Source organism: Hufsiella ginkgonis, from assembly GCF_009834915.1.
In the GTDB taxonomy this organism is placed as follows: Bacteria; Bacteroidota; Bacteroidia; order Sphingobacteriales; family Sphingobacteriaceae; genus Hufsiella; species Hufsiella ginkgonis.
Window position 1 is genome coordinate 28,937 of record NZ_WVHS01000002.1, and the last position, 16,992, is coordinate 45,928.

Genomic DNA, 16,992 nt, shown 5'->3' on the forward strand with positions numbered 1-16,992 from the left:
TTGCCGCATGATCAGCAAAGCGGAGGTAGCAACGGCATTCGGGAAAATACAGGATGAGATATGCCATGCCCTGGAACTGGCAGACGGCGCCGGTAAATTTAAAGAGGAAGCCTGGGAGCGGGAAGGCGGCGGCGGCGGACGTACCCGCATCCTGCAGCAGGGCAACGTGATAGAACGGGGAGGAGTTAACTTTTCTGCGGTCCATGGCAGGCTGCCCGAATTAATGAAGAAGTCGCTTGGTGTTACCGGGGACGAGTTTTTCGCCACGGGAGTATCCATCGTTATTCACCCCCTAAACCCGTGGGTGCCCATCATACACATGAACATCCGTTACTTCGAGATGAACGGGGACGTCCGCTGGTTTGGCGGCGGGATCGATCTTACACCGCATTACGTCGTCGACGAGGATGCACAGTTCTTTCACGGGAAGCTTAAAGCCGTTTGTGATCAATATAGCCAGGCATTCTACCCTGAATTTAAAACCTGGGCCGACAATTATTTCTACATCAAACACCGGGAGGAGACCCGCGGTATCGGCGGTATATTCTACGACAAGCTTTCGCCGGTTAAGACAGGTCTTGACTGGGAGCAGTTGTTCAGCTTTTCGCAATCCGTTGGCCGCACCTTTGCGCCTACTTATACGGAACTCATGCGCAAGAATGCGTCAAAGCCCTTTACCGATGCCAACAAGCAGTGGCAGTACCAGCGCCGTAGCCGGTATGTGGAGTTCAACCTGGTATACGATGCCGGTACGAAATTCGGACTTGAAACTAACGGACGTATAGAATCGATCTTAATGAGCCTTCCGCCGCAGGCGAACTGGGTATACGATTTCCATCCCATACCGGGAAGCGAAGAGGAGAGGACGATGGGGAGGTTGAAGAAGGGAGTTAGTTGGGTTTGACGCTCAACGCGTTGCTAGCCGATCATCACGCCCGGCTTATTCACAAGTGGGATCTTGATCAGGTTCGAATCCACGATAGATTCGGGTAAGAATATGAACTTCTTGTCGTAAATCACGTTGCCGACGTAATAGCTAAGCCAGTATTCGTTGGTAAGGCCGAAAACCTGTTCGTCGATCGCCTCTACTACCGCGTAAGAGCGGCTCTCTACATCACCTATGGAATGCCTCAATACGGATGTTTTTACATCTTCGCCATCTTTCGTCCCGTAGCCCTTCGAAGTGATCAGCACCGTGCTGATGGTTTCATTTTTCAGGTTTACCAGGTATACGTTCCAGTTCTTGCTCTCTGGAGTTTCACCTTCCAGCACTACTGCGATGGAGATCTCTTCAACGTGGTTTTCGGGCAAATCTTTAATCATGGCTGATCTGCGGGTATTATTTTTTTGGTGCCTTTTTTGCCGGTGATGCCTTCTTAGTCGCCGCTGCTTTTGCGGGTGTCGCTTTTTTTGCCGGCACGGCTTTTTTAGCCGCCGCTGTTCCCTTCTTTGCCGGTGCGGCAGCGGGTCCGGCGAGCTTTAGTACATCCTCGTAGGTGATCTCTTCGGGCGTTTTTCCTTTCGGGATCTTAATGTTCAGCTTGCCGAACTTGATGTATGGCCCCCACCGGCCGTTTTCGATCTTCGCATCCGGGTTCTCCTCAAACGTTTTGATCAGCTTTTCGATGTCCTTAATACGTTTGGCCTGGATGATCTCTATCGCCTGCGGTTCTGTTACCGCATGCGGATCGGCATCTTTCGGCAGGGAGTAAAATGCATTGTTGTGGCGGATATACGGGCCGAACTTGCCGATGGCCACCGTCATTTCTTTGTCCTCGAACAAGCCAACCTTTTTGGGGAGTTTAAACAGCTCCAGCGCGTCTTCCAGGGAGATCGTCTCGATCATCTGCCCGCTGCGGAGACTGGCGAACCGCGGTTTTTCCTCTTCTCCTTCTACCGCTTCCCCGATCTGCACGAACGGTCCGAATCGCCCGATGCGGACCGAGACCTTCTTGCCTGTGGCGGGATCCGTTCCCAGGTCGCGCTCACCGCGTGCGCGGTCGGCATTCTGGATGGTCATTTCCACTTCCAGGTGGAAAGGGTTATAGAACGAGTCGATCATTGCGGTCCATTCTTTCAGTCCCTGGGCGATCTCGTCAAATTGCTTTTCTACAGAAGCGGTGAAGTTAAAATCTACAATACCCTTAAAATGAGAAACTAAAAAGTCGTTAACTACCGCGCCGATATCAGTAGGGAACAACTTAGAGCGTTCGGCCCCGGTCATCTCCGATTTGACGGCGCTCTGTACCTGTCCGTCCTTCAGGGTGACCACCTGGTAATTGCGTTGTTTGCCGTCGCGGTCTTCTTTTACCACGTAACCACGGTTCTGGATAGTGGAGATGGTAGGCGCGTAAGTAGACGGGCGGCCGATGCCAAGCTCTTCCAGTTTCTTTACCAGGCTTGCCTCGGTATACCGTGATGGCGGGCGTGAGTATCTTTCCGTAGCGACGATCTCCCGGGCGGTAAGAGCTTGCGCCTGGTGCAGCGGCGGAAGAATGGCATTCTCAGCATTTTCGTCTGCGCTTACTTCCTGTTCTTCATCGTTCGATTCGATGTACACTTTCAGGAAACCATCAAACTTCATCACCTCGCCGTTTGCGATAAATTCTTCTCCGCGTGTGGATACGGAAATCTTTGCGGTGGTTCTTTCAAACAATGCTTCGCTCATCTGCGAGGCGATGGCACGTTTCCAGATCAATTCGTACAGTCTTTTTTCGCTGTTATCGCCCTCTACGGTATGAAGGTCGAAATAAGTAGGGCGGATGGCCTCGTGGGCTTCCTGTGCGCCCGCCGATTTTGTTTTATATTTTCTTACCTGGTGGTACACCGGTCCATAAGCGGAGCGGATCTGCTCCGAGGCTGCATTTAGTGCGGTATCCGATAAGTTCACTGAATCGGTACGCATATACGTGATCTTTCCGGATTCGTACAGTTTTTGCGCAACAGACATCGTCCGGGAAACCGAGAATCCCAGCTTCCTGCTGGCTTCCTGCTGGAGCGTCGACGTGGTAAAAGGAGGGGCGGGGCTTCTTTTGGAAGGTTTGGTCTCCAGGCTTTTTACGGTGAAGGCGGCATTTACGCAATCCTGCAGGAACTTTTCCGCCTCCCCGGCGCCATCGAACCTCCGCGAAAGCTCGGCCCGGAACGATTCTTTCTGTTTACCGGTGGTAAAAATAGCCACCACCTTAAAGGCGGCGGCGGCGGTAAACTTATTGATCTCACGTTCGCGGTCCACGATCAGGCGTACGGCGACAGACTGTACGCGTCCAGCGGAAAGCGACGGTTTTATTTTTTTCCAAAGAACGGGAGACAGCTCGAAACCCACCAGCCGGTCGAGCACCCGGCGTGCCTGCTGCGCGTTTACCAGGTTGTAATCAATGCCGCGCGGCGTTTCGATCGCTTTTAAAATAGCAGGTTTGGTGATCTCGTGAAAAACGATCCTGCGGGTTTTGTCTTCTTTCAGGCCAAGGGTTTCGAATAAGTGCCAGGAGATCGCTTCACCCTCCCGGTCCTCGTCAGACGCCAGCCAAACCAGCTCACACTCTTTTGCCAGCTTCTTTAACTCGCTCACTACCGACTTTTTATCAGCCGGCACCTCATATTTTTGTGCGAACTTATTCTTGGTGTCAATCGCGTCATCTGTTTTTACGAGATCACGGATATGTCCATAACTGGACCTAACCATGAAGTCTTTCCCCAGGTATCCTTCAATTGTTTTTGCCTTTGCAGGAGATTCTACGATCAATAAGTTTTTGGCCATTCAGCTGTCCCTTTTTTGCAAATAAAACCAATAATTTCTAAAGTCAGGTATTAAAGATGATTTAGCCAAGGGGGACTTGGCATGTGCAAACGAACATGGTTGGTGGGTTGAACGTGTGACGTGGTACGTTCGACGTTCCGTGTCCGATGCTTATTTCGGGATGGTGGTAGTTGCGATATTACATAAGAAACCCGCCACCCAGCAGATCATTCCCCTCATAAAACACCGCCGACTGGCCCGGGGCGATACCGGCTACCGCGTTTGAAAAGTCAACTTTCATCAGGTCGCCGTGCTGTACGACGGTGCTGAGCGTTCCCGCATCCTTGTAGCGGATCTTGGTAACGGCTTCCAGCGGCTCGGTGATGGATGCGTATTTAACCAGGTTGAGGTTGCGTACCAGGGCATGCGAGCGTTGGAGCTCGTCCTGCGTGCCAAGTACCACGGTATTTGTTTCGGGAATGATCCGGCTTACAAACATCGGGTGCCCCAGCGCAATACCCAGTCCTTTACGCTGCCCGATCGTATAGAAAGGGTATCCCTGGTGTTTTCCCACGATGGTGCCGTCGGTAAGTACGAAATTTCCTTCGCCGATCCGGTCGTCGAGATCTTCCACTTTATGACGTAAAAAAGCGCGGTAATCGTTATCCGGTACAAAGCAGATCTCGTAGCTCTCGCTTTTATTGGCGAGTTCCAGCTGACCCATGTCTCTTGCCATCTGGCGGATCTCTGACTTGGCAAACCTGCCTAACGGGAATTGCGTACGGGCGAGGTTCTTCTGCGACACCCCCCACAGGACGTAGGATTGGTCTTTATTTTCATCTTTTCCTTTCGAGATCACGTAGCGGCCGTTGTCCTGCAGCCGGATGTCGGCATAATGGCCGGTTGCGATAAATTCACACCCGAGCTTATCGGCCCGTTTAAGCAAAGCCTCCCACTTGATGTGCGTATTGCAGAGCACACAGGGGTTAGGAGTGCGACCGGCCAGGTATTCATCCACGAAATTATCGATCACGAAATCTCCGAATTCATCCCGTATGTCGAGGATGTAGTGGGGGAAGCCGTAGCCGACCGCCAGGGCACGTGCATCGTTAATACTGTCGAGGCTGCAGCAGCCGGTTTCTTTTGAAGAGCTGCCGGAAGAAGCGTAGTCCCATGTTTTCATCGTTAACCCGATCACCTCGTAACCCTGCTCATGCAGCATTACGGCTGCGACAGAACTGTCGACACCGCCGCTCATCGCTACCAGGATCTTTCCGTGTTTGCTCATGTGTATTTTGTAAAATTATTATGCAAAGATAGGCTTTTTAGAAAGCTGTACGGTATGTCATTTCGTCAGGATAAGGTCATCTATGCCAGTTAATTTATAGTTAATCATATCTTATAATCAGTTTATTATAATATTTATCTAAATGAATATGTTAGTTTTAGGTAACAGATAGATACCCGGTAAACGGTCCCGTATTACATTTGCCATAACCGAAAAATCTGTTACATTTGAAACTTAATGAGCTTCCTCTATCCCGCATTTCTGTTTGCCTTATCAGCGGTCGCCATACCCATCCTCATCCATCTTTTTAATTTCCGGAGGTTTAAGAAAGTCTATTTCAGCAATGTCCGTTTTCTAAAGGATATCGAGGTGCGGACCTCTTCGAGCAAGAACCTGCGCAGGCTGCTCATCCTGTTTGCCAGGATCCTGGCGATCATTTTCCTTGTCCTCGCTTTCGCGAAACCTTTCATCCCGGATAATGCCAGCCTTAAACAGGCAGGTAATCAGGTGATCAGCATATACCTTGATAACTCCTACAGCATGGAAGCCGTGAATAAAGACGGCACCCTCCTGGATGAAGCGAGAAGGCGGGCACGCGAGATCGTATCGGCTTATACCCTGAATGACAAGTTCCAGCTATTGACCAACGATTTCGAGGGAAGGCACCAACGGCTGCTCAGCCGAGAAGAGTTTATTTCTGCGCTCGATGAAGTAAAGATCAGCGGTGTTACCCGTACCATTCCGCAGGTGCTGAAACGCCAGCAGGATATTTTTACCGGTGAGCCAAATGCGCCGAAAACCAGTTACCTGCTTTCGGATTTCCAGGTGAACATGGTGCCTGATGAAGCTTTTGTTCCCGACAGTACCGTTGCCCTGCGGTTCGTAAAGATCGGCTCGAACCCGCTGCCTAACATCTCCGTTGATTCGGCATGGTTTGCATCTCCCATACATAAACCGGGTGAGACCGAGCGCCTCATCGTACAGCTGCGCAACAACTCCGATAAACAGGCGGAGAATATTCCCGTAAAACTAAACATCAATAAACAGCAGAAAGCGGTGGCCAGCCTGAGTATTCCGCCAAGATCTGTTAGGAGCGATACGTTGTCTTTCAGCGGGCTTACCGGCGGCTGGCAGCAAGGCGAGATCCAGATCACGGACTACCCGGTGGTGTTCGACGATAAATTCTTTTTTTCATTCTACGTGAAAAAGAGCCTGCCGGTGCTGGTGATCAGCGACAAAGGCTTTAGTCCTTACCTCAACGCGGTTTACCGTTCCGACCCGTTCTTTAGCCTGGTTAACGTAAGTTCCGGTAACCTGAACTATTCCGGCCTGGGCGGTTACCCGATGATCATCCTGAATGAACTGGCGTCGATTCCGCCCGCCACCTCGCAGCAGCTGAAGAAATACGCCGATAACGGCGGCACGCTGGTGATATTTCCCTCGCTCGATGCCGACCTTTCCAGCCTCGGCAGCTTTTTACAAGGTTTGGGCACTGATATTCCCGAAGAAGTGGTGGACCAGGAGACCAAGGTTACGGCCATGAACGTGAGGCACCCGCTGTTTGGCGGTGTGTTCGAAAAAGTGCCACAGAACATGGATTTGCCGGTGGCGAAGGCCTACATCAGGTACAGCACACAAAGCCGCACCAGCCGGCAGCCGATACTGGATTTTCCTGGCGGACGCAGCTTTTTCAGCCAGTACCGGTCCGGCCTGGGTAACGTGTACCTTTCGGCGGTGCCGCTCGACGACGAAGTGAGCAATTTTGCGCGCCACTCGGTATTTGTGCCGATCATGTACCAGTCGGCGTTGCTGAGCCTGCGCGACGGCAAATTATTTTATACGCTGGGCCGCGACCAGTTTCTCGAAATAAATAAGATCACCCTGCAGGCTAACCAGGTGTTAAAGCTTAAGAAAGATAACTTCGAGGTGATCCCGGATGTACAGCAAGCCGCCAACAGCACCCGCGTATACATTGCCGACCAGGTGAAACAGGAAGGGAACTACAACCTGGTAAAAGGTGACAGTATTATTGCCGCAGCCGGGTTTAACGACAACCGCGGGGAGTCGGATCTTTCATACCTGGATGACAAGAACCTTGAAAGTATGTTTCCCGGCAGGAAGGTAAATATCTTCAATACCTCGAAGGCTTCGATACAAAATGAAATAAAGGAAGTGAACGACGGCATGCATCTCTGGAAAGTTTGTATAATTTTGGCGTTAATTTTCCTGGCGGCCGAAGTATTGTTAATCAGGTTTTACGACACTGCGGCGCCCAAACCCATTGCAAGTTGATGAAATCATTACTCGTTAAGTCTGCTACCATCTTATTCCCGGGTTCCTCTCTCTACGGTCGCGTTGCGGATGTGCTTGTCGAAAACGGCAAGATCACCTCGATCGGTACGGGCATTATCCTGCCGGAAGGCGCCGGAGAGGCGGATGGTTCCGGCAAATACCTCGCGCCCGGTTTTTTTGACCTGCATGCCAATTTCGGTGAGCCGGGCCTGGAGACCAAAGAAGACCTTGAAACAGGCGCCGCCGCCGCCGCCGCCGGTGGCTTTACGGGCGTTTCACTGATGCCGAATACCCGGCCCCCGGTACAATCGCGGAGCGAGGTGGCGTACCTCGTTAACAGGAGCAGGGAGCTGCTGGTGGATGTGTTCCCGTTAGGCGCCATCAGCCAGGAACGGGCAGGGAAGGACCTCGCCGAACTGTATGATATGCATCAATCGGGCGCCATTGCGTTTAGCGACGGTAATAAGCCGGTGGCCGATTCGGGGTTGATGAGCCGCGCCATGCTCTATGTGAAAGCATTTAACGGTCTTGTTTTTTCGTATGCAGAAGACCCTTCACTAGCCGGCGCCGGCAAGATGAACGAAGGCACTACCAGCACCTACCTCGGCATGAAAGGGATCCCATCGCTTGCCGAAGAGATCATGGTGGCCCGCGATATTTACCTGGCGGAGTACAACGACACCAAAGTGCATTTTACGACGATCTCTACTGCACATAGCGTGGAGCTGATCCGCAAAGCAAAAGAACAGGGGCTGCAGGTTAGCTGTGATGTGGCTGCACATCACCTGGCGCTTACCGAGGAAGCGCTCACGGGTTTCGATAGCAATTTTAAGGTGAAGCCGCCGCTCCGCACCCATGAGGATGTGGCCGCGCTACGCGCCGGGCTCATGGACGGCACTATCGACGCTATTGTTTCGCAGCATACGCCGCATGAAATAGAATATAAGAACATCGAATTCGAAATAGCCTCTTACGGCATCCTCGGCCTGCAAACCGTGCTGCCGCTGGCGGTGTGCGCCGGGCTCAGTCCCGAACTGATCGCGGAGAAGCTTTCCGTAAACCCCCGGAACATCGTAGGGCTGCCGGTTCCCGCGCTCGCGGAAGGCGACGCCGCCAATTTCGTGCTTTTTGACACAGACACCCATTGGGAGCTTAATGAGGGTACCAATCGCTCTAAATCATCAAATTCTCCCTTTATGGGTCAGCAGCTTACGGGTAAAGTGCATCTCGTAGCAAATAACGGCCAGTACTTCACATTTTAAGATATGGACAAGCGGGTAAAACAAGCGTTAACCGCCGGACTGAAACGGTTCGGCAATGCAACACAAATGGATGCCGGACCGTTGGAACAGGCGTTGATAACAGTTTTTAACAGCGATCTCCCGTTTCTCGAAAAGGTGGACGCACTTGACGCCGCTTTTGACGACGCACCAAAGGCATCCGCGCTTCGCGAAGTATATTTCGACCTGCTGATGATCAATTTCTTTACAGAAGACGTAAAGAAGCTGGAAGAGGATTACCTGGATTCGCCAGAATGGGAAGCCATCGAAGAAGAAACGCTCGACCGTGGTACCGAAATCCTGAACGTGTTATTGTACCTGAAGGAATGCGAAGACGAACAGATAGCCCCTTCGCTTGAAGACTACCTGAAAGAGTTCCTGCTGGTGGACGAGGATGAGTTCCAGGATGAATACCGGATCTATGAAGACGTGATCGACAACCAGGCACTGATGGAAAGCTCGATAACCGAAATCGCCGCTGCCGCACAGGCACTTCCCGCAGAATCGGAAATGGCGGAGCTCTTCTACCCGGTGATGAGTTTTTTTTATGAGCAAAAACCTACCGAGCAACAAATAGAATCCTATATTCGTACCAGCAATGACCCTGGCTTCGATGCTGCGGTGTATGCTGTTCTCTTAGCATTCAGAAACTAAACCTTATTAACAATGGAAGATATCAACAAAGAAATTCGTAAAAACGCGCTGTCGAACGGCGTAATCATCGGGATAATTATCCTGGTTATGAGCATCGTATTGCTCTATCTAATGTCATCCTGGGTATCTATGATGGCGCTGGCGGTAAGCGGCGGCCTCACGTTCGTCGTATACATTTTATGCGCTATTTTCTTTTCCATCGACCTGCGTAAAAAGGTCGGCGGTTTTTGGTCGTTCCGCCAGGCGGTGTCGGGCATCTTTATTATGTTCCTGGTGGCGACCATCGTTTCTACCATCGGTAATTACATTTTTACCCAATTCATCGAGAAAGATCTCACCGTTAAAATGGTGGAGAACATCAAAACGGCTACTTCAAACTTTATGAGTAACCAGGGGGTAGACCAGGCTACGATCGATCAGAAAATGTCGGAGATGGACGTGGATATGGCAGGCAAGCTGCACCCGACGGCGATGGACTACGTTAAAAACCTTTTGACTTCTGTTATCGTAATGTTTATTTGCGCGCTTATATTTGCGGCTATCTTTAAAAAGGAGCGTCCGATCGTTATTTCGGATGACGAAAGTTAATTAAGTACGCACAGTTGAATATTTCCGTAGTAGTTCCCCTATATAACGAAGACGAGTCGCTGCCCGAACTGACCGAATGGATCAGGAAAGTGATGCTGGAGAACGCTTTTTCGTACGAGATCCTGTTGGTTGACGATGGCAGTACGGATACTTCCTGGGAGGTTATCGAGCACCTGAAACGATCGCACCCGGAGATCGCCGGGATCAAGTTCCGTCGCAATTACGGGAAATCGGCAGCTTTAAATATCGGTTTTGAAGCGGCCAAAGGCGATGTGGTGATCACTATGGATGCCGACCTTCAGGATAGCCCGGATGAGATCCCGGAATTGTATCGCCGGATAACGCAGGAAAAATTTGACCTGGTGTCTGGCTGGAAGCAAAAACGGCATGATCCGCTGAGCAAAACCATTCCCACCAAGTTGTATAATGCGGCTACGCGCCGGATGTCGGGCATTAAAAACCTGCACGATTTTAACTGCGGGCTGAAAGCATACCGCAAAGAAGTGGTCAAAAGCATCGAGGTTTATGGCGAAATGCATCGTTATATTCCCGTAATAGCCAAATGGGCCGGCTTCACCCGCATAGGCGAGCAGGTGGTTGAGCACCGGGCCCGTAAGTACGGGACTACAAAATTTGGGCTTAGCCGGTTCATCAACGGGCTGCTGGACCTGCTGTCGATATTTTTCGTAGGCAAGTTCGCTAAACGCCCTATGCATTTCTTCGGCACAATGGGCGCGCTGAGCTTTATCGGGGGATCTATTTGCGCACTCTGGATCGTGATCGATAAACTGGTACTCATTTCAAATAACCAGCAGTACCGGAACGCGACCGATCAGCCATTGTTTTACTTCGCCCTGGTAGCGATCATCGTAGGCTTCCAATTGTTTCTGACCGGTTTCGTGGCCGAGCTGGTTTCACGAAGCGCTCCTGAAAGAAATTCTTACCAGATTGAAAAAACGGTATAGTGATCGGTGATCAGCTACGGCGCTTACCAGAAACTGATCACTGACAACTGGTCATAGAGAACTCAAATGATTTCCATGTTCTTCTCCATTATCATCCCCCTCTATAATCGCCCCGACGAGATCAATGAACTGCTGCATACCCTTACGCTGCAGGCTTACCGGAATTTCGAGGTGCTTATTATCGAGGACGGATCGGTGAGAGACGCAAAAGAGATCGTGGAAAGTTATCGCGACCGCCTCAACGTGCGGTACTATTTTAAGCCCAACGAAGGACAGGGGTTTTCCCGTAACTACGGATTCGCAAGAGCGAAGGGCGATTACTTTATCGTGTTTGACTCCGATTGCCTGATCCCACCGGGTTACCTGCAGAACGTGTATTCGTTTTTAACGAGCAGTTACGTGGATGCTTTTGGCGGGCCCGACGGTGCGCACGCTTCTTTTACCCCGGTGCAGAAAGCGATCAGCTATTCGATGACCTCGCCATTTACTACGGGGGGCATCCGGGGAAATAAAAAACACCTGGGGCCTTATCATCCCAGGAGCTTTAACATGGGGCTGTCACGGCAGGTATGGGAAAAAACAGGTGGGTTTATTCTCACCCGTCTTGGTGAAGATATCGAACTGAGCATCCGCATCCAGTCGTTGGGCTTTAAAACGGCGCTCATCCCGGGGGCGCTGGTATACCATAAACGACGTACCAGCTTTTTGCAGTTTTATAAGCAGATCCATTTTTTTGGTCGCGCCAGGATCAATATTTATCGGTTCTTTCCCTCGCAGCTTAAGCCGGTACATGCATTTCCTGCTGCATTTACCCTCTTTCTTTTTGTTACCATTGTTGCCAATATCTTTGGATCATTCATGGGTATACTGGGTGATGCCGTGCTGGTCTTATTCATTTTGTTGATATTTTTTCATTCATGGATGGTAAACAAATCTGCAAAAGTTGCATTTTTGAGCATATTCGCGGCTTTTATCCAGCTGGTTGCCTACGGACTGGGTTTTATTCAGGATTTTGTTAAAAGAGTTATTTTTAAACACGCATGATCGAATTTTTAAAGGAAAGTACCTTTGCCGTTAATGATATTATCCACACCTCCTGGAGGTTGTTGAAAGAGCAGTATTTCCTGATCGCGGGGCTTTGTTTCCTGATGTTCGAGACGCTGAATATTTCCGGGTCGATGGCGCAGTACCTGAGCGGTGATAACCTTGTGCTGCGGGTGCCCATCATGTTTTGCTTTATCCTGATCTACTTTGGCCTGCAGCTCACCCTTTTTAATTTTACGATCCGGCTGATCGATAAAAAAGGCAACCTGGATGAGGAATCGACCAAGGTGCGCACCTATAACTACCTGCGTGTGCTGTTATACCTGCTGGGTGCGGCGTTTGTCTTTTCGGTGATCATCGCCATTATCGTGTTTGTATGCATCCTGTCGGGGGTTTATGTGATCCTGTCGGTGCAGTCTATCATTTCGCTCGGGATCATTTGTTCGCTCATCTGGAACCGCAAGCGCCTCTACCCGTTCGTGGTGGTGATTAAGAATAACTGGCCGCGGGGAAAACAAATGCTTAATTTCCTGGTGGCCACCATTTACTCGGTGGTGCTGCTGTTCCTCGCGTTTATCGTAATGGCGGTGGTATTCCTTCCCTTTATTTACCTGCACATCCGCAAAGAAGTAGTGGCGGAACTGGCCGTTTCACTGGGGCTGGTGCTGGCAATCATCGTGCTTATCCGCATCTCGTTTTTCCCGCTCTTTATTATGGACCGCAATTGCAGTGCCTGGAAATCTATCCGTTTCAGCCTGGCCATTACCCGCGGCAACTTCACCAGGCTGCTGCTGCTGCTGGGGTTCCTGGCCCTGTTTCACTTTTTGTCGTTATATTTCCTGGTGAAGGAATACGAAATATTGTTATTTGCTGTAAGCGTGGTAAGCTCCTTTTTTATCGTTCCTTTGTCGTCTATCACTACTTCGGTAGCCTACCGGCAGATGATTGGAGAGTATAAGGGCGATGAAGACCCGGACCTGATACACCATATTATTTAACAATGAAATATAATAAGCATACCGCCGGGGGCATAATGCCCGGCGTACCGGCAAACCGCTTCGGTCTTCCTGCTTTTACCTTTCAGCGATAAGACATGGGAATAAAAGCCGTGCTAAGCAAGCCGTTTGCCGCGTGGACCGTGTGGCGGATCAGCAAGTGGAAGAAGAACGCAGTTGCAGCGCAGGAACAGGTATTCAGGCAGCTGATCGCTGCGGCCGCCGGTACGCAGTTTGGGCGCGACCACCGGTTCTCTTCCATCAACACGTACGATGATTTTAAGCGCCAGGTACCGGTGCGCGATTATGAAGACCTGAAACCCTATATCGATAAAATGGTGCATGGCGATCCCGATATATTGTGGCCCGGCAAGCCCGCTTACCTCGCCAAGACCTCCGGCACCACTTCCGGCACCAAATATATCCCGCTAACAAAAGAATCGCTTCCGGAGCACATTAAAGGGGCCAGGAACGCGTTACTTACCTATATACACGAAACCGGCAAAGCGGATTTTGTAGACGGGAAGATGATTTTTTTGCAGGGGAGCCCCATATTACAACAAAAAGCGGGAATTTCCGTGGGGCGTTTATCGGGCATCGTGGCACATCACGTACCAGGTTACCTGCAAACTAACCGCCTTCCTTCTTACGAAACCAATTGTATCGAAGATTGGGAAACTAAGGTGGAAACCATCGCCAAAGAAACATTGCACGAAGACCTGCGCCTCATTTCCGGGATCCCGCCCTGGGTGCAGATGTATTTCGAACGGCTTTCTGCCCGGGCCGGCAATAAAAAGATCAAGGATATTTTCAGGAACTTCGGCCTTTTCGTATACGGAGGGGTGAACTTTGAGCCTTACCGTGCCAGGCTCGAAGAAACCATTGGGAAACGTGTCGACTCGATCGAGATCTATCCCGCCTCCGAGGGGTTTATCGCTTACCAGGACTCGCAGACGGAAAAGGGGCTCCTGCTGCTGGCTGATGCAGGCATGTTTTACGAGTTTATACCCACCGAGGAGTATTACAACGAAAATCCTTCGCGGCTTTCGTTAAAAGAGGTAGAGACCGGCAAAAATTACGCGCTCGTGCTTAACACCAACGCCGGCCTGTGGGGGTACAGTATCGGCGATACCGTGAAGTTCGTTTCCAAAAACCCTTACCGCATCGTGGTAACCGGGAGGATCAAGCATTATATTTCCGCTTTTGGCGAGCATGTGATCGGTGAGGAGGTGGAGGCTGCCCTGATGGACGCTGCCGGTCGTTTTGGCGCAGGGGTAACGGAGTTCACGGTGGCGCCGCAGGTAAATCCGCCGGCGGGGGCGTTGCCTTACCACGAATGGTTCATCGAGTTTTCCAAGGAACCGGCGGATATGGAAAAATTCGGGCTGGCAATTGATGAGACGCTGCAAAAGAAAAACGTTTATTATGCCGACCTGATCGTAGGCAAGATCCTGCAGCCGCTGGTGATCCACAGCGTGGCAGCCGGAGGGTTTGCAAGCTATATGAAGCAGGAGGGTAAATTGGGAGGGCAAAATAAGGTGCCGCGATTGGCTAACGACAGGAAGATTGCCGCGGCGTTACAAAATTTTATCAGGTAAAAGTGACCGTAAAGAACATTGCCATATTGGGCTCTTCGGGGAGCATAGGTACACAAGCCCTCGAGGTGATCAGGGAGAATAGGGACCGTTTTAATGTTACCGTGCTTACCGTGCAGCAAAACGCCGCGATGCTGGTTAACCAGGCGCTGGAGTTTATGCCGGAGAAGGTGGTGATTGCCGATGAGAACCGGTACAAGGAAGTACACGATGCATTGGCGGGGACCGGCATTGAAGTGCTTGCGGGAGAGGTGGCATTGGCCGAAGTAGTCACCCTCGGCCAGGTAGATATCGTGCTTACGGCGCTTGTAGGCTTTTCAGGCCTGAAACCGACCCTGGCGGCCATCCGCGCGGGCAAAGACATCGCCCTGGCCAACAAGGAAACGCTGGTGGTGGCAGGCGAGCTGGTAATGAACCTCGCCAGGCAACACGGCGTGCACATTCTCCCGGTGGATTCAGAGCATTCGGCCATTTTTCAGTGCCTTGCCGGGGAAGAGGCGAACGCAATAGAAAAGATCTACCTTACGGCTTCGGGAGGCCCGTTCCGGGGACGAGACCGCGCCTACCTTTCCGGCGTGAGCCGTGAAGATGCGCTGCGCCATCCAAATTGGGTGATGGGCGCTAAGATCACCGTCGATTCAGCTTCGCTGATGAATAAAGGGCTTGAAGTGATCGAAGCTAAATGGCTCTTCGGGCTGGACCTTCCGCAGATCGAGGTAGTGGTACACCCGCAATCGGTGATCCACTCGATCGTGCAATTTGAAGATGGATCTATGAAGGCGCAAATGGGCCTGCCCGATATGAAGCTTCCTATCCAATATGCGCTTACCCACCCGGGGAGGACGAGGAATAACTTCCCGCGTTTTGATTTCATGAATTATCCCACGCTTACGTTCGAGCGCGCAGATACTGACACCTTCCGGAACCTCGGCCTCGCCTTTTCGGCATTAAAACAGGGCGGGAATATGCCATGTGTCATCAATGCCGCCAACGAAATCGTCGTGGCAGAGTTTTTGAACAACCGGGTAGGGTTCCTGGAAATGAGCGACCTGATAGAAACCTGTATGTCATCGATCGCTTTTGTAAACAACCCTTCGCTGGAGGATTACCTCGAAACCGACCGGGAAACCCGGCTGCTCACCAGGCGCTTAGTAACAAAAAGTACGATAAACTTATCTTAATAAAATAAAGAAACGAAACGATGGATGGATTGATCATGGCCGGCCAGCTGCTGCTGGGATTATCGATATTAATCATATTACACGAGTTGGGGCACTTCCTGGCGGCCAGGGCCTTCGGCATCAGGGTAGAGAAGTTCTACCTGTTCTTTGATGCCTGGGGATATAAGCTGGTAAGCTTTAAGTTTAAAGGATGCGAATACGGCATCGGTTGGCTGCCGCTGGGTGGCTATGTAAAGATTTCGGGGATGATCGACGAATCGATGGATACCGAGCAGATGAGCGGTCCGCCGCAACCCTGGGAGTTCCGTTCGAAACCGGCCTGGCAGCGACTGATTGTCATGCTCGGCGGCGTTACCGTGAACGTGATACTGGGTATTCTTATTTTTTGGATGCTGGTGGTTCGCTATGGCGATACTTACATCCCTACAGAGAACCTGGTGAACGGCATTACGCCCGGCATTATCGGGAAAGAGGTAGGCTTGCTCCCGGGCGATAAGATCGTTACCGTGAACGGGCTGCCGGTTAAAAGCTTCGAGGAGATCGCCAGCTCGAAGGTGTTGCTGGGCAACTCGGAGCTGGGCATCGAGCGGAACGGTCAGCCTAGAACCATTAAGATCCCCGATAATGTGCTGGAGATGGTTTCAGACCACGGTATCGCGCAATTCGTATTGCCAAGATACTCGTCGGTTATCGATACGGTCTTTCCCAAAAAGGGCGCCATCAGGGCCGGCCTGCAAAAAGGCGACCGGTTAACCGATGTGAATTTTCACCCGGTACGGTACCAGGATGAGGTGAAACAGGAGCTGCAAAAAGTAAAGAACAAATGGATCGTCGTTAAATTTACCCGCAACGGGAAAGCCGAACGCCGCTGGGTGTATATCAACAAGTATGGGGAGCTGGGTTATGGCCCTAACTTCGATGAAATAAAAGAAGATACCCTTCACTATGGATTTTTTACCGCCCTTCCGGTAGGCGCCTCTAAAGCCTGGGGCTCTCTTACCGACAATGCAAAGGGGCTGTGGAAAGTAGTATCCGGCAAGATCAAAGCCACCAAGGCATTTTCCGGCCCCATGGAGATCGCCAGGAAGTTCTACGGAGGCACATTTACCGCCGAGAAGTTCTGGGGAATTACCGGCCTGTTGTCTATGGCGCTGGCGCTGATGAACCTGTTGCCGATCCCTGCGCTGGATGGCGGTCATGCCGTTTTTCTCCTGGTGGAGATGATAAAAGGCAAGCCGCTGAGCGATAAATTTATGGAACGCGCGCAAATGGTAGGCTTCTGCATCCTGGTGGTGCTGATGGTGTTCGTAATGGGTAACGACGTGCTGAAAGCTGTAGTAGGTAAGTAAAGTTGAACGCCAGCACCCGACC

14 protein-coding genes are annotated in these 16,992 nt (G+C 51.2%); 11 read left to right on the forward strand and 3 right to left on the reverse strand.

Going from position 1 to position 16,992, the window contains the following annotated elements:
* Positions 1-7: 7 nt before the first annotated feature.
* The gene (gene hemF, locus GS398_RS06900; RefSeq protein WP_160906045.1) at positions 8-904 is read left to right on the forward strand and encodes an oxygen-dependent coproporphyrinogen oxidase; all 897 of its coding nucleotides are present in this window, start codon (positions 8-10) and stop codon (positions 902-904) included.
* Positions 905-918: 14 nt separating this feature from the next.
* Here hemF and GS398_RS06905 read toward each other — a convergent pair whose 3' ends face one another.
* From GS398_RS06905 to mnmA, 3 genes are all read right to left on the reverse strand, one after another.
* A complete protein-coding gene (locus tag GS398_RS06905) occupies positions 919-1,323 on the reverse strand; it encodes a hypothetical protein (RefSeq protein WP_160906046.1) in 405 nt (134 codons plus the stop codon).
* Positions 1,324-1,339: 16 nt separating this feature from the next.
* Positions 1,340-3,760: a type I DNA topoisomerase gene (gene topA, locus GS398_RS06910; protein ID WP_160906047.1), complete on the reverse strand. Its 2,421-nt coding sequence runs from the start codon at positions 3,758-3,760 to the stop codon at positions 1,340-1,342.
* A gap of 178 nt (positions 3,761-3,938) precedes the next feature.
* Complete coding sequence (gene mnmA / locus GS398_RS06915) at positions 3,939-5,027, reverse strand: tRNA 2-thiouridine(34) synthase MnmA (RefSeq protein WP_160906048.1); 1,089 nt, start codon at positions 5,025-5,027, stop codon at positions 3,939-3,941.
* A 237-nt stretch (positions 5,028-5,264) separates the two neighbouring features.
* On the opposite strand from mnmA, the gene GS398_RS06920 reads away from it, so the two are divergent.
* The 10 genes from GS398_RS06920 (at position 5,265) to rseP (ending at position 16,970) form a co-directional block, all read left to right on the forward strand.
* On the forward strand, positions 5,265-7,319 hold the full coding sequence (locus GS398_RS06920; RefSeq protein WP_160906049.1) for a BatA domain-containing protein: 2,055 nt from the start codon (positions 5,265-5,267) through the stop codon (positions 7,317-7,319).
* Positions 7,319-8,581: a dihydroorotase gene (locus GS398_RS06925; RefSeq protein WP_160906050.1), complete on the forward strand. Its 1,263-nt coding sequence runs from the start codon at positions 7,319-7,321 to the stop codon at positions 8,579-8,581. Before GS398_RS06920 ends, GS398_RS06925 begins: the two co-directional genes overlap by 1 nt.
* A 3-nt stretch (positions 8,582-8,584) precedes the next feature.
* The gene (locus GS398_RS06930; RefSeq protein WP_160906051.1) at positions 8,585-9,253 is read left to right on the forward strand and encodes a hypothetical protein; all 669 of its coding nucleotides are present in this window, start codon (positions 8,585-8,587) and stop codon (positions 9,251-9,253) included.
* 12 nt (positions 9,254-9,265) lie between these two features.
* The gene (locus GS398_RS06935; protein WP_160906052.1) at positions 9,266-9,841 is read left to right on the forward strand and encodes a DUF4199 domain-containing protein; all 576 of its coding nucleotides are present in this window, start codon (positions 9,266-9,268) and stop codon (positions 9,839-9,841) included.
* Positions 9,842-9,855: 14 nt separating this feature from the next.
* Positions 9,856-10,806: a glycosyltransferase family 2 protein gene (locus tag GS398_RS06940; protein ID WP_160906053.1), complete on the forward strand. Its 951-nt coding sequence runs from the start codon at positions 9,856-9,858 to the stop codon at positions 10,804-10,806.
* 75 nt (positions 10,807-10,881) lie between these two features.
* Positions 10,882-11,850 carry a glycosyltransferase family 2 protein gene (locus GS398_RS06945; RefSeq protein ID WP_160906054.1) on the forward strand — a complete coding sequence of 323 codons (969 nt, stop codon included), beginning with the start codon at positions 10,882-10,884 and terminating at the stop codon, positions 11,848-11,850.
* On the forward strand, positions 11,847-12,848 hold the full coding sequence (locus GS398_RS06950) for a hypothetical protein (protein ID WP_160906055.1): 1,002 nt from the start codon (positions 11,847-11,849) through the stop codon (positions 12,846-12,848). Before GS398_RS06945 ends, GS398_RS06950 begins: the two co-directional genes overlap by 4 nt.
* A gap of 95 nt (positions 12,849-12,943) precedes the next feature.
* Positions 12,944-14,443 (forward strand): GH3 auxin-responsive promoter family protein, encoded by a 1,500-nt coding sequence (locus GS398_RS06955; protein WP_160906056.1) that lies wholly within the window; start codon positions 12,944-12,946, stop codon positions 14,441-14,443.
* A 2-nt stretch (positions 14,444-14,445) separates the two neighbouring features.
* Positions 14,446-15,621: a 1-deoxy-D-xylulose-5-phosphate reductoisomerase gene (locus GS398_RS06960; RefSeq protein ID WP_160906057.1), complete on the forward strand. Its 1,176-nt coding sequence runs from the start codon at positions 14,446-14,448 to the stop codon at positions 15,619-15,621.
* Positions 15,622-15,641: 20 nt separating this feature from the next.
* Complete coding sequence (rseP, locus tag GS398_RS06965; protein WP_160906058.1) at positions 15,642-16,970, forward strand: RIP metalloprotease RseP; 1,329 nt, start codon at positions 15,642-15,644, stop codon at positions 16,968-16,970.
* Positions 16,971-16,992 lie beyond the last annotated feature (22 nt).